We start from the raw sequence: 12,628 nt of genomic DNA, 5'->3' as shown, positions 1-12,628 counted from the left end.
CTCCTATCGGCGAATCGCCAGACGCTGTTCGAGGTAACGCAGCATCATGGCAATGAGGTAACAGGCCGCCACATAGAGCGCCGTGGTCACCAACCAGGTTTCAATCACCCGGTAGCTCTCGACATTGATCTTGCGCGCGTAATAGGTCAGCTCCGGTACGGCGATGGCCGCCGCCAGCGAGGTGTCCTTGAACAGCGAAATGAAGTTGTTCGACAGGGCCGGCAACACATTGCGCAACATCACCGGCACGGTGACATAGGCCTTGACCTGCCACTCACCCAGGCCAATGGCCAACCCAGCTTCACGCAGGCCCCCGGGAATGCTCAGCAAACCGCCGCGGAACACTTCGGTCAGGTAGGCCCCGGCATACAGCGACAGGGTGATGATGAACGAGGGAATCTTGTCCAGACGGATCCCCAGGCTTGGCAACGCAAAGTAGATCAACAGAATCAACACCAGGATCGGCGTGTTGCGGATCACCGTGACATACACCGACGCCAGCACCCGCAATGCGCGATGCTTCGACAGCAAGGCAAACGCCATCATCAGGCCGATCACGCAGCCGATGGCGATCGACACCAGGGCCAGTTCAAGACCCATGCCGAGCCCCGCCAGCAAGGTGTCGAAATCGCGCCAGACGGCAGCAAAGTTCAACTGATAGTTCATGGTCAGCAGTACCTGAACGGGGCGATTCATAACCGCCCCGCTCTCACGGGATCATTTGAATTCGACAGGGAAGCCAATTGCAGGCGTTGGAAGATCCACACCGAACCATTGCTTGAACGATGCCGCGTAAGTCGGGAACTCAACGCCGGTCATGGCTTCATGCAGGGTGGTGTTGACGAAGTTCAGCCAGTCCTGATCGCCGCGCTTGACCGCACAGGCGTAGGTTTGCGGGCTCCAGGCGTAAGCCGGGCTGCGATAGCGGCCGGCGTTCTGCACCATCAGGTATTTGACCGAAGACTGGTCGGTGGCCGCCGCGTCGGCACGACCGGAGTTCACGGCCTGATACATCAGGTCAACGCTGTCGTACTGATCGACCTTGGCCTTGGGCAGCGCCTGATGCACCAACTCTTCGGCATAGACGTTTTGCAGCACTGCCACGGTCAGGCCATCGCCGGCGGCTTTCATGTCGTCGATTTCCTTGTACTTGCTGTTGGCCGGCAACAGCAGGCCGACGCCTTCGCGGTAGTACGGCAGGGTGAACGCCACTTGCTGGGCACGGCTGGCGGTCACGGTGATGAACTGGCAACTCATGTCGACCTTGTCGGTCAGCAGGTTGGGGATACGCGCGTCGGACGACTGCACCACGAACTCGACCTTGCTCGGGTCGTTGAACAACCCTTTGGCGACCATTCGGGCGATATCGATATCAAAACCCTGCAACTTGCCGTCGGCGCCCTGGAAGTGCCACGGCGCATTGGTGCTGCCGGTGCCTACAATCAGTTTGCCGCGGGCCAGAACGCTGTCGAGCTTGCTGTCCGCCGCCTGGGCCACGCCCATGGCAGCGGCGCAAGCCGCGAACAGAAAAACACACGCTTTGAACAAGGAAGGTCGGCGATGCATGGCAAGCACTCCAGGGTAATGTTTATTCCGCTATACCGGAACATGGTATGCAACAACGGAATAGACAGCAGAAAGTGTGCCACAGGATGTGGAGGGAATGTGAGGGAGATTGAAATTTGTTTTGAATCAGAGGGATGCGTAAAAACAGCAAAAAACGTTACGAATCGCTCGGCACCGTAACCGCTACCGTTGGCTACAAAGGGCGGGTATCTGGTTCTCAAACGGGCTGCGCCAATGCACAGCCCTGTTCCATCGGCATCGTCAGCGCTGCCGGGCAACCCTTGTGCGCTGAACCGATGTCCTCGCAATCAGTGCTTGAATGAAGTCATCACCCTTTCGGCATTTTCGTCGCAGGTCATGCCTTCGGGTCGGGCCTCAATGGTGTCGATCCATCCCAGCAACTGCGCCTTGCTGTGGGCCAGGTGCCGTTGCATCTCTTCGATCTGCTCGATCTTGCGATGGAGGCCGGCCATCAACTCATCGTGCTTGAACGCGCCCGTCACATTATCCGGCAGCAATTGCTTGAGCTCATCCAGACTGAAACCGGCCTGTTGTGCACACTGGATGAGTTGCAGGGTTTGCAGCGCCTGTTGCGAGTAACGCCGATACCCGTTGGCAGAACGCTCGACCTGCCGGATCAATCCCTGAGACTCGTAAAAACGGATGCGCGATGCGGTCAACCCGCTCAACTGTGCCAATTCACCAATTTTCATCGGGACCTCATTTGCCTGCTTGACATTAAAGTTAACTTTAAGCTTAGGCTCTACTCATCACTTCGAGGAGTCAAGCATGTCGCCCTTCCAGATATTGAAATTGCCCAACGGTCAGACCATCGGTAATCGCATTGCCAAAGCCGCCATGGAGGAGAACCTCGCCGATACCGAGCAAGTGCCCGACCAGGCGCTGTTTCGCCTGTATCAGGCCTGGGCCGGAGGTGAGGCCGGCTTGTTGCTGACCGGCAATGTGATGATCGACCGCCGCGCCATGACCGGCCCCGGCGGTGTAGCGCTGGAAGACGAGCGCCATCTGGAACGCTTCCGCCAGTGGGCCAGTATTGGCCGCGCTGGCAGTGCGCATTTCTGGATGCAGCTCAACCATCCTGGCCGCCAGACCATGGCCAACCTTGGCCAGCAAGCGCTGGCGCCGTCGGCGGTTGCACTGGATCTCGGCCAGTTCTCGAAGATGTTCGCCGAACCCAAACCCATGAGCGAGGACGACATCCAGGAGGTGATCCGACGCTTCGCCACCAGCGCCGCACTGGCGGAGAAAGCCGGTTTTACCGGTGTACAGATCCACGCCGCTCACGGCTACCTGATCAGCCAGTTCCTTTCACCATTGACCAATCGACGCACCGATCAATGGGGCGGTTCGCTGAAAAATCGTGCGCGCCTGCTGTTGTCCGTCGTCGAGGCGGTGCGCCAGGCGGTGTCGCCACAATTTTGTGTGTCGGTGAAGCTCAATTCAGCGGATTTCCAGCGTGGTGGTTTCGATGCCGATGATGCGCGGCAGGTGATCCTGTGGCTCAACGAACAACCGATCGACCTGCTGGAACTCTCCGGTGGCAGTTACGAAGCACCGGCCATGCAAGGTGAAGCGCGCGATGGCCGGACCCTGGCACGGGAGGCGTACTTTCTGGAAATGGCCGGTGAACTGGCCAGCGTGGCGCGCATGCCGGTGATGGTGACGGGCGGGATCCGCCGTTTGGCAATCGTCGAACAGGTTCTCGACAGTGGCATCGCCATGGCCGGCATCGGCACTGCGCTGGCCGTGGAACCGCACTTGGTCAAGCACTGGCGCGAAGGCCAGAACAGCCACCCGCAACTGCCGCCGATCCGCTGGAAGCGCAAACCTTTGGCGGCGCTGGCGAGCATGGCGGTGGTGAAGTTCCAGCTGCATCGTTTGAGCCGTGGGCGCACCACCCGGCCTGACGTGTCGGCGTTGTGGGCGTTGATTGTCGACCGGTTGTACATTGGCAAGCGTACCCGGCAGTATCGGCAGGCGATGGGCAAGTGATTCAAATTTGAGGTTGGCAGGTACACCGCTATCGCGGGCAAGCCCGCTCCCACAGGATTAGCGCCATTTCAAAATCTGCGCATGACCTGTGGGAGCGGGCTTGCCCGCGATGGGGCCAGTACAGGCAAAACAGATCTCAGCCCGGAATCAGCTCGTCAATGTGCCGATACTCGGCCTGCAACTGCGCTGCCAGCACCTTGCTGCGCCCAAGCCGAATCGGCCCGCGCTCGATGTCGATCAGCACCCCCGGGCACTCCAGCGTCGGCAGCAGCGGCCAGTCCTTCAGCCGACCATCGGTCACCAACAACAACCGCTGCTGCTCTGCCGGAAAATACTTTTGCCGTGCTGCAAGCCATTGCCCCGCTTCGCTCAAAGCCGCCAGCAGCGGCGTGCCGCCACCGGCGCCAAGGCCATCGAGCCAACGGCGCAACCCGGTCGAAGCCTTCAACCCCTGCACCTGCCACTTGGGTACAGAACCGCTGGCCGTGAGCAGGGCCAGTCGCGCACGCTGGCGATAGGCATCGTCGAACAATTGCGCCAGCAGGCCCTTGGCATCGCTCAATGCCTGATGACGGCGGGTCGATGCCGAGGCATCAACGATCACCAGCCACAGCTCATGGGGCGAACGCGTGCGCAGGTGAAACAACAGATCGTCACGCTGACGCGGCCGGCCATTGAGCAATGTACCTGGCCAGTTGATCGAGCCATTGCGTGCGGCGTGACGCTTGCCCTGCTTGCCGTGGTCCAGCCGCCCGGCACGGGGTCTGGCATTCGCCCCCGCGTCGGAGCGAGGGCGAATGCCTAGGGCTTTTTTGGCCAGCTCGGCACTTCACGTCGTGCGCCGACCGCCAGCGCCTGGGCAGGCATTTCGCCCCACTGGCCCTGTCCTTCGCTCGGGTTGTCGCTCTGCGGCGCGGTTTGTTGCGCAGTATGGGATTGCGCAGGTGCCGGCGGCGAATGCTCGCGACGGCGATGACGCAAGGCGAACTCGGCGACTGCGTCGATATCGTCCTCGGCGATGGTGCTCGCCCCGCGCCAGGCGGCGTGCGCCCGGGCGGCACGCAGCCAGACCAGGTCGGCGCGCAAACCATCGACGCCGGCGGCAAAGCAGCGCTCTGTGATGCGTGCCAGCGCCTGGTCGTCGAGGGGAATGTTCGGCAATGCGTTGCGTGCGTTCTGGCAACGTTCACGCAAAGACGCCTGCGCGGATTCCCATTCGGCGCAGAAACCTTGCGGGTCGCTGTCGTAATCCAGGCGACGGCGGATGATCTGGCCCCGTTCGGCAGGCGCGGTGTGGCCACCGAGGGCGACATTCAAGCCGAAACGGTCGAGCAATTGCGGACGCAGCTCACCCTCTTCCGGGTTCATGGTGCCAATCAACACGAACTTCGCCGAGTGCCGATGGGAAATACCGTCGCGCTCGACCAGATTGGTGCCGCTGGCGGCCACATCAAGTAGCAGGTCAACGAGGTGATCGGGCAACAGATTGACCTCGTCGACGTAGAGCACGCCACCGTCAGCCTTGGCCAGTACGCCGGGGGAAAACTGAGCACGACCTTCGCCCAGCGCCGCGTCGAGATCGAGGGTGCCGACCAGGCGTTCTTCGGTGGCGCCCAGCGGCAAAGTGACGAACTGACCGCTGGCCAGCAGGTCCGCCAGACCGCGGGCCAGGGTCGACTTGGCCATGCCCCGCGGGCCTTCGATCAGTACACCGCCGATTTTCGGGTCGATGGCGGTCAGGTACAGAGCCAGCTTCAAATCGTCGGCACCGACCACGGCGGAGAGCGGGAAATGCGGGGTGTCGGTCATTGTTCTATCTCGGTCATGGTCGGTGATGTCACAGACACCTATACCCCTGTGGGAGCGGGCTTGCTCGCGAAGGCAATTTGTCAGCCAACGATGATGTTGGATGTGATGGCCTCTTCGCGGGCAAGCCCGCTCCCACAGGGTTTGCGGTGACTAGCTGTCTTCTTCTATATCCAGCAACAGATTCTCCAGTGCCTCGCGGTAGGCGCCGGGTTCCTTCCACATCCCGCGTTGTTGCGCCTCGAGCATGCGTTCAGTCATGTCGCGCAAGGCATGGGGATTGTGTTCACGGACAAAATCCCGGGTGTCCGGGTCGAGCAAATAGGCGTCGGCCAACAACGCGTACTGGTGATCGTCGATCAACTGCGTGGTGGCATCGAAGGCGAACAGGTTATCGACTGTCGCGGCCATTTCAAACGCGCCTTTGTAGCCGTGACGTTTAACGCCTTCGAGCCACTTCGGGTTGGCCGCCCGGGAGCGGATCACCCGGTTCAGTTCTTCCTTCAGGGTGCGAATCTTCGGCAGGTCCGGCTGGCTGTGGTCGCCATGATAACTGGCTGCCGCCTCACCTCTCAGGCTTTCCACCGCCGCGAGCATGCCGCCCTGGAACTGGTAGTAATCGTTGGAGTCGAGCAAATCGTGTTCGCGGTTATCCTGGTTTTGCAGCACCGCTTGCACCTGGCCCAGACGCTGGGTGAATTGCTCACGAGCCGCAGTGCCTTCGTCAGAACCACCGTAAGCGTAGCCGCCCCAGTTCAAATAGACGGCGGCCAGATCCTCGCGGCTCTGCCACAGGCGACCGTCGATGGCGCCCTGCACACCCGCGCCGTAGGCACCGGGTTTGGCACCGAAAATCCGCCAGCCCGCCTGACGTCGCGCTGCGTCTTCATCAAGCCCCGCCTGCAACAAGGCTGCACGCTCGGCGCGCACCTTGGCCGCCAACGGGTTGAGGTCGTCCGGCTCATCGAGGTCGGCCACCGCTTGTACTGCTGCGTCGAACAAGCGGATCAAATTGGCAAAGGCATCGCGAAAGAATCCGGACACACGCAAGGTCACATCGACTCGCGGACGGTCGAGCAAACTCAACGGCAGAATCTCGAAATCATCGACCCGCTGACTGCCGGTCGCCCAGACCGGACGCACGCCCATCAACGCCATGGCCTGGGCGATGTCATCGCCGCCGGTGCGCATGGTCGCGGTGCCCCACACCGACAGACCGAGCTGGCGCAAATGATCGCCGTGGTCCTGCAGGTGCCGCTCCAGAATCAGGTTGGCCGACTGGAAACCGATGCGCCACGCCGTGGTGGTCGGCAGGTTGCGCACGTCCACCGAATAGAAGTTGCGCCCGGTGGGCAGCACATCCAGGCGCCCACGACTCGGCGCACCGCTGGGGCCGGCCGGGACGAAACGACCGCTCAGGGCATCGAGCAATCCGCGCATTTCCGCCGGACCGCAGGCGTCCAGACGCGAGGCGACTACTTCGCGCAAACCATCGATGATGGCTTGCACTTCATTCCAGCCTGCCCCTTGTGGGAGCGGGCTTGCTCGCGAAAGCGGTGGGTCAAGCGACATCAATGTTGAATGGTCCGCCGATTCGCGAGCAAGCCCGCTCCCACAGGGGTTACTCAACGCGTCCGAAATCAACTGCGCAGCAAACAGTTCCAGGCGCTCGCGGGTATCGCCCGCCGTGCGCCAGGTATCTTCGCTGATGTCCACAAGAGCCTCGGGGCGCGGTCCGATCCAAGGCTCGGCCAATGCACAATCGAGCGGATCGAACCCTAGTCCGAATGCCTTGGCCAGCGCCCGCAACAAACTCGATTGCGCTCCTCGGCCATCGCCCCGTGGAATGCGTAACAACGCCAGCAAGGTGTCGATACGCAAACGACCGGTGGGCGATTCGCCGAATACATGCAAACCATCGCGGATCTGCGACTCCTTCAAGTCGCACAGGTAAGTGTCGAGTCGCGGCAACCAGATCGCTGCGTCGGCATCACTGTCGAGTTGTTCGTCCAGTTGCAGTTCACGGTCGATGTGCGTGTCACGCACCAGTTGCAGGATGTCGCGCTGCAACTCACGGGCCCGGCGCGGATCGAGCAACTGCGCTTCGTAATACTCGTCGGCCAACAGTTCGAGATTGCGCAGCGGGCCGTAGGTTTCGGCGCGGGTCAGCGGTGGCATCAGGTGATCGATGATCACTGCCTGGGTGCGCCGCTTGGCTTGGGCCCCCTCGCCCGGGTCGTTGACGATGAACGGATAGATGTTCGGCAACGGCCCGAGCAGCGCATCCGGCCAGCAGTTCTCCGACAGCCCCACACCCTTGCCCGGCAGCCATTCGAGGTTGCCGTGCTTGCCGACGTGGATCACGCCGTGGGCGCCGTAGGTGTTGCGCAGCCAGAAGTAGAACGCCAGGTAGCCGTGGGGCGGCACCAGGTCCGGGTCGTGATACACCGCGCTCGGGTCGACCTGATAACCCCGGGCCGGCTGAATGCCAACGAAGGTCAGGCCAAAGCGCAGGCCGGCGATCATCATCCGTCCGCTGCGACACATCGGGTCGTTTTCTGGCGCGCCCCAACGTTCGAGCACTGCCGCGCGGTTGGTTTCGGGCAGTGCGTGGAACATCGCCAGATAATCATCCATCCCCAGGCTTTGCTGGCACGGACGCAGGTCGAGGGTATCGACATCGTTGCTGACGCCGCCCAGCAACTGCTGGATCAGCGCGGTGCCGCTGTCCGGCAACTCCGCCGGCAACGGATAACCTTCGGCATGCAGCGCCCGCAGGATATTCAGCGCGGCGGCCGGGGTGTCGAGGCCGACGCCATTGCCGATGCGGCCGTCGCGGGTCGGGTAATTGGCGAGAATCAACGCAATGCGTTTTTCAGCATTGGGCAACCGCGCCAGATCGACCCAACGCTGCGCCAGTTCAGCGACGAAGTCCATGCGCTCCGGTTGCGACCGGTAGCACACCACATCCGACTGACTGCGCTCACTGCGCCACGCCATATCCTTGAAACTGATCGGGCGGCTGATGATCCGCCCGTCCAGTTCCGGCAAGGCAATGTGCATCGCCAGGTCGCGAGGGCCAAGTCCCTGTTCACTGGCGCGCCAACCGGGTTCATTGTCCTGGGCACAAATCGCCTGGATCACCGGAATATTGCGACGAAACGGCCGCAGGTGCGGCGCTTCGGGGCTGGACTGGGCAAAACCCGTGGTGTTCAGAATCACCGAGACGCCGGCCTCGTCGAGCCAGTCCTCGACCACGCCAAGGCAGCCAGGTTCTTTCAGGCTCGCCAGCGCAATCGGCAACGGATTCAATCCCGCCGCCTGCAAACGCTGGCAAAAAACATCAATGAAAGCGGTGTTCGCCGCCTGTAAATGCGAGCGGTAAAACAGCACCGCCGCCACCGGTTGACCCACTTGCCAGTCGGCTTCCCAGTCGCTCAATGCGGAAGAATGTTTGTGCGGATGGTAAATCGCCGTGCGTGGCAGGGTTTGCGGCTCGCTCCAGCTGTAATCGCGCGCCAGCCAGCGGTTGGCCAGGCAGCGGAAGAAATCCAGGGCGTTGCCCATGCCACCCTGACGCAGAAACTGCCAGAGCCGGTCACGATCCTCGGCGCCGACGGTGCTCAAGTCGCTGAGCTCCGGGTCCGGGCGATCATCGCCCGGTACCAGGATTACCTGCACGCCGCGCTGCGACAGCTCGACCAGGCGCTCGATGCCGTAACGCCAATAGGCGATGCCGCCATGCAGCGAAATCAGGATCACCCTGGCGTGACGCAGAACCTCATCGACGTACAAGTCGACCGAGGCATGGTTCTGCACCTGCATCGGGTTGGCCAGGCGCACGCTCGGATAATCGTCGGGCAGCTGTTGCGCCGCTTCGGCGAGCAGCGCCAGGCTGGAGTCGCCGCTGCACAGGACCACCAGTTCGGCGGGGGTTTGTCCAAGGTCGGCGATGTTGTCATCCGACACGAAACCGCCGGGCTGGGTCCTGAGCAGGTGCATGGCTTACACGCTGAGCGCGGCGCGCAGTTGCGCTTCGAGAACAGTGGCGTCCAGTTCCTGGCCAATCAGCACCAGGCGGGTGATGCGCGCTTCTTCGGCGCCCCACTGGCGGTCGAAATGTTTGTCGAACCGCATGCCCACGCCCTGGATCAGCAAGCGCATCGGTTTGTTCGGGATCGCCGCAAAACCCTTGACCCGCAAGATGCCGTGCTGGACCACCAGTTGGGTCAGCGCGTCCATCAGCAGGCTTTCGTCGGCTTGGGGCAGTTCGATGGAGATCGAATCGAAGGCGTCGTGATCATGGTCATCATGATCGTCGTCGCCATCGTGATGATGGTCGTGGTGGCTGTGACGGCTGTCGATGTGTTCTTCGGAGCCGGCACCCAGGCCGATCAGCACGTCCAGCGGCAGGCGACCGCTGCTGGCCTCGATGATTTTGACCGCTGGCGGCAATTCTTCGGCGACTTCCAGGCGCACGCGGGCCAGGTCGGCCGGGTTGATCAGGTCGGATTTGTTGAGAATCACCAGGTCGGCGCTGGCCAATTGGTCGGCGAACAGTTCGTGCAATGGCGACTCGTGGTCCAGGTTCGGGTCGAGTTTGCGTTGGGCGTCAACCTGATCGGGGAATGCGGCGAACGTGCCGGCGGCGACGGCCGGGCTGTCGACCACGGTGATCACCGCATCCACCGTGCAGGCGCTACGGATTTCCGGCCACTGGAAGGCTTGCACCAGCGGTTTTGGCAGGGCCAGGCCCGAAGTTTCGATCAGGATGTGATCGAGATCGCCGCGACGGGCCACCAGTTCGCGCATCACCGGGAAGAACTCCTCCTGGACGGTGCAGCACAGGCAGCCGTTGGCCAGCTCGTAGACACGGCCGTTGGCTTCTTCTTCGGTGCAGCCGATGGAGCACTGCTTGAGGATTTCGCCGTCGATGCCCAGCTCGCCGAATTCGTTGACGATCACCGCGATGCGGCGACCCTGGGCGTTGTCGAGCATGTGCCGCAGCAGCGTGGTTTTACCCGAGCCGAGAAAGCCTGTGACGATGGTGACGGGGAGTTTGGCCAGTGTTTTCATCGGATGCCCTTTGGCTAAGCTGGCGGGCATACGGGACGACGACCGGCAACGCGCACGCGTGTGCCTGAAGAGTTCGCCACCGGATCACCCCGCCCGGTTGAAAGTGAGAATCTGTGTCGAGGCAGGTCTCCTGGCTGACGGTGTGCCGGCCTTGAGCCTGGCATTCGCTGCGCCTTCCCGCCGGCCCCATGGATAGAGCCTGCAGTGGCGTGGCAGCGAACATCACCGTTCACAGTTGCGGGGGCAGCCGCGGCATTGACCGCGTTCCCTTCTTAGCTTCGACAAACGCCGAAGAACCTCGAAAGCGCAAGGCTACGCATGGTATTGGGGCGGGTCAATGTCTTGTGGCGCCATCAGAGGCCCCATCGCGAGCAGGCTCGCTCCCACATTGGAATGCAATCACCTGTGGGAGCGAGCCTGCTCGCGATGAAGGCACCTCGGTCTGCTGTTGAGAACCCTTGCCAATTGACGCCCAACCCCCGCCCATGCTCTCCTACACACCTTGTTACGGGTGCCCTTCACAGGGTGAAACGGGAAACCGGTGAATCATGTGCTTTACTCTTAAGCCATGTCAGTCCGGTGCTGCCCCCGCAACGGTAAGCGAGTGAAGCATCAGATCCACTGTGCCACTACGGCATGGGAAGGTGATGCTTGCAGGATCAGGCCCAAGCCTTTGCCCCTCGTGAGCCCGGAGACCGGCCCGCAACACAAAGTGACCAGTACGATCACTGAACCAACAAACCCGCGGTGGGCGGGCGCTGTTCGAAACGCTGCGCGCCTGGTCGTGCAGGTTTTTGCATGCGCTCTTATTCCCCGCTGACAGACCAGAGGGATACGCCATGTCGATCATCAGCAGCACCGGCCACATCACCACCAGCAGCACTTCTACCCTGGCCCAACGCCTGACCGCCGCCGTCTGCGCGTCGATCCTGGGCGCTTGCCTTGTGTATTTCGCCGGTTTCTCGCACATCGAAGCGGTGCACAATGCCGCCCACGATACCCGTCACAGCTCCGCGTTCCCGTGCCATTGAGAGCTGCCGACATGATCAAGCGTATTGCGCAAACCGCAGGTTTCACCGGGCTGCTGGCCGCCCTGCTGCTGACGCTGCTGCAAAGCTTCTGGGTCGCGCCGCTGATTTTGCAGGCCGAGACCTACGAAAAAGCCGAACCGGTCGCTGCTGAAGTTCACCAACACGCCGATGGCGCCATGGCTGCCCACACCCACGATGCGCAAGCCTGGGAGCCGGAAGACGGCTGGCAGCGCGTGCTGTCGACCACTGGCGGCAATCTGGTGGTGGCCGTCGGTTTCGCCCTGATGCTGGCCGGCCTGTACACCTTGCGCGCACCGACCAAAACCTCTCAAGGCCTGCTCTGGGGCCTGGCCGGTTATGCGACCTTCGTGCTCGCGCCGACGCTCGGCCTGCCACCTGAATTGCCCGGTACTGCCGCAGCCGATCTGGCACAACGGCAACTTTGGTGGATCGGCACCGCCGCCTCCACCGCTGCTGGTATCTCTCTGATCGTGTTCAGCCGTCACTGGCTGATGAAAGTCCTCGGTGCGGCGATCATCGCCGTTCCCCATGTGATTGGCGCACCGCAACCGGAAGTGCACTCGATGCTCGCTCCGCAAGCACTGGAAGCCCAGTTCAAAATCGCTTCGCAGCTGACCAACGTGGCGTTCTGGCTGGCCTTGGGCCTGATCAGCGCCTGGTTGTTCCGCCGCAAAAGCGATGGCCAATACCACGCATGACGGATGCCAGCACAGCGCCGACCCTGGTGGTCGGCCTGGGCTGCCAGCGGGGCTGCCCCGTCAGCACGTTGCTGGCGCTGCTCGATCAGGCGTTGGAGGCGCACCAGATTGCTCGTCATGAAATCAAGGCGCTGGCCAGCATCGATTTGAAGCGCGACGAACCTGCGCTGATCGAACTGGCTCAGCAGCTTGGCCTTGAATTGAAGTATTTCAGCAGCGAACAACTGGCCGTCTATGAGCCGCAACTCAGTCATCAATCGCAAATAGCGTTTGAACGCACCGGTTGCTATGGCGTGGCGGAAAGCGCCGCCCTGGCCTTGGCCGAACAACTGGCCCAGGGCCCGGCAAAACTGCTGATTCCACGACAAAAATATGCCCAGGCAACCCTGGCATTGGCCGGCGCGGCATAAAAACCCC

11 protein-coding genes and 2 riboswitches are annotated in these 12,628 nt (G+C 62.1%); of the genes, 4 read left to right on the top strand and 7 right to left on the bottom strand.

From position 1 onward, the window contains the following. Positions 1-3: 3 nt before the first annotated feature. The 3 genes from ACEN8Z_RS15535 to ACEN8Z_RS15525 form a co-directional block, all read right to left on the bottom strand. Positions 4-666 (bottom strand): amino acid ABC transporter permease, encoded by a 663-nt coding sequence (locus ACEN8Z_RS15535; RefSeq protein ID WP_108228182.1) that lies wholly within the window; start codon positions 664-666, stop codon positions 4-6. A 51-nt stretch (positions 667-717) separates the two neighbouring features. Further along, positions 718-1,566: a transporter substrate-binding protein gene (locus tag ACEN8Z_RS15530; protein WP_495594759.1), complete on the bottom strand. Its 849-nt coding sequence runs from the start codon at positions 1,564-1,566 to the stop codon at positions 718-720. A gap of 308 nt (positions 1,567-1,874) precedes the next feature. Next, positions 1,875-2,279 carry a MerR family transcriptional regulator gene (locus tag ACEN8Z_RS15525; RefSeq protein WP_008000112.1) on the bottom strand — a complete coding sequence of 135 codons (405 nt, stop codon included), beginning with the start codon at positions 2,277-2,279 and terminating at the stop codon, positions 1,875-1,877. A gap of 76 nt (positions 2,280-2,355) precedes the next feature. Here ACEN8Z_RS15525 and ACEN8Z_RS15520 point away from each other — a divergent pair, with 76 nt between their 5' ends. Then, positions 2,356-3,579 carry an NADH:flavin oxidoreductase/NADH oxidase family protein gene (locus tag ACEN8Z_RS15520; protein WP_495594758.1) on the top strand — a complete coding sequence of 408 codons (1,224 nt, stop codon included), beginning with the start codon at positions 2,356-2,358 and terminating at the stop codon, positions 3,577-3,579. 136 nt (positions 3,580-3,715) lie between these two features. On the opposite strand, the gene ACEN8Z_RS15515 is transcribed toward ACEN8Z_RS15520, so the two are convergent. The 4 genes from ACEN8Z_RS15515 to cobW all read right to left on the bottom strand — a co-directional run bounded on the left by ACEN8Z_RS15515 (position 3,716) and on the right by cobW (position 10,461). Beyond that, positions 3,716-4,261 carry a vWA domain-containing protein gene (locus ACEN8Z_RS15515; RefSeq protein ID WP_495594757.1) on the bottom strand — a complete coding sequence of 182 codons (546 nt, stop codon included), beginning with the start codon at positions 4,259-4,261 and terminating at the stop codon, positions 3,716-3,718. Between the two features lie 119 nt (positions 4,262-4,380). After that, positions 4,381-5,388 carry a magnesium chelatase ATPase subunit I gene (locus tag ACEN8Z_RS15510; RefSeq protein ID WP_495594756.1) on the bottom strand — a complete coding sequence of 336 codons (1,008 nt, stop codon included), beginning with the start codon at positions 5,386-5,388 and terminating at the stop codon, positions 4,381-4,383. Between the two features lie 150 nt (positions 5,389-5,538). Continuing rightward, the gene (gene cobN, locus ACEN8Z_RS15505; RefSeq protein WP_495594755.1) at positions 5,539-9,387 is read right to left on the bottom strand and encodes a cobaltochelatase subunit CobN; all 3,849 of its coding nucleotides are present in this window, start codon (positions 9,385-9,387) and stop codon (positions 5,539-5,541) included. Positions 9,388-9,390: 3 nt separating this feature from the next. Next, positions 9,391-10,461, bottom strand: coding sequence for a cobalamin biosynthesis protein CobW (gene cobW, locus ACEN8Z_RS15500; RefSeq protein ID WP_495594754.1), 1,071 nt, complete (start codon positions 10,459-10,461; stop codon positions 9,391-9,393). A gap of 103 nt (positions 10,462-10,564) precedes the next feature. Then, positions 10,565-10,777, bottom strand: a riboswitch (cobalamin riboswitch). A 176-nt stretch (positions 10,778-10,953) separates the two neighbouring features. Then, positions 10,954-11,179: riboswitch (cobalamin riboswitch) on the top strand. Between the two features lie 121 nt (positions 11,180-11,300). On the opposite strand from cobW, the gene ACEN8Z_RS15495 reads away from it, so the two are divergent. The 3 genes from ACEN8Z_RS15495 to ACEN8Z_RS15485 are packed head-to-tail and all read left to right on the top strand — an operon-like array spanning position 11,301 to position 12,621. After that, complete coding sequence (locus ACEN8Z_RS15495; RefSeq protein ID WP_108228174.1) at positions 11,301-11,492, top strand: CbtB domain-containing protein; 192 nt, start codon at positions 11,301-11,303, stop codon at positions 11,490-11,492. A gap of 11 nt (positions 11,493-11,503) precedes the next feature. Further along, positions 11,504-12,211 (top strand): CbtA family protein, encoded by a 708-nt coding sequence (locus ACEN8Z_RS15490; protein WP_495594753.1) that lies wholly within the window; start codon positions 11,504-11,506, stop codon positions 12,209-12,211. Next, positions 12,208-12,621: a cobalamin biosynthesis protein gene (locus ACEN8Z_RS15485; RefSeq protein WP_007998825.1), complete on the top strand. Its 414-nt coding sequence runs from the start codon at positions 12,208-12,210 to the stop codon at positions 12,619-12,621. The genes ACEN8Z_RS15490 and ACEN8Z_RS15485 overlap by 4 nt, the downstream gene beginning before the upstream one ends. Positions 12,622-12,628: the final 7 nt, after the last annotated feature.

It is taken from the genome of Pseudomonas sp. Pseusp10, from assembly GCF_059492225.1.
This window is presented reverse-complemented; position numbering and strand designations above follow the sequence as displayed.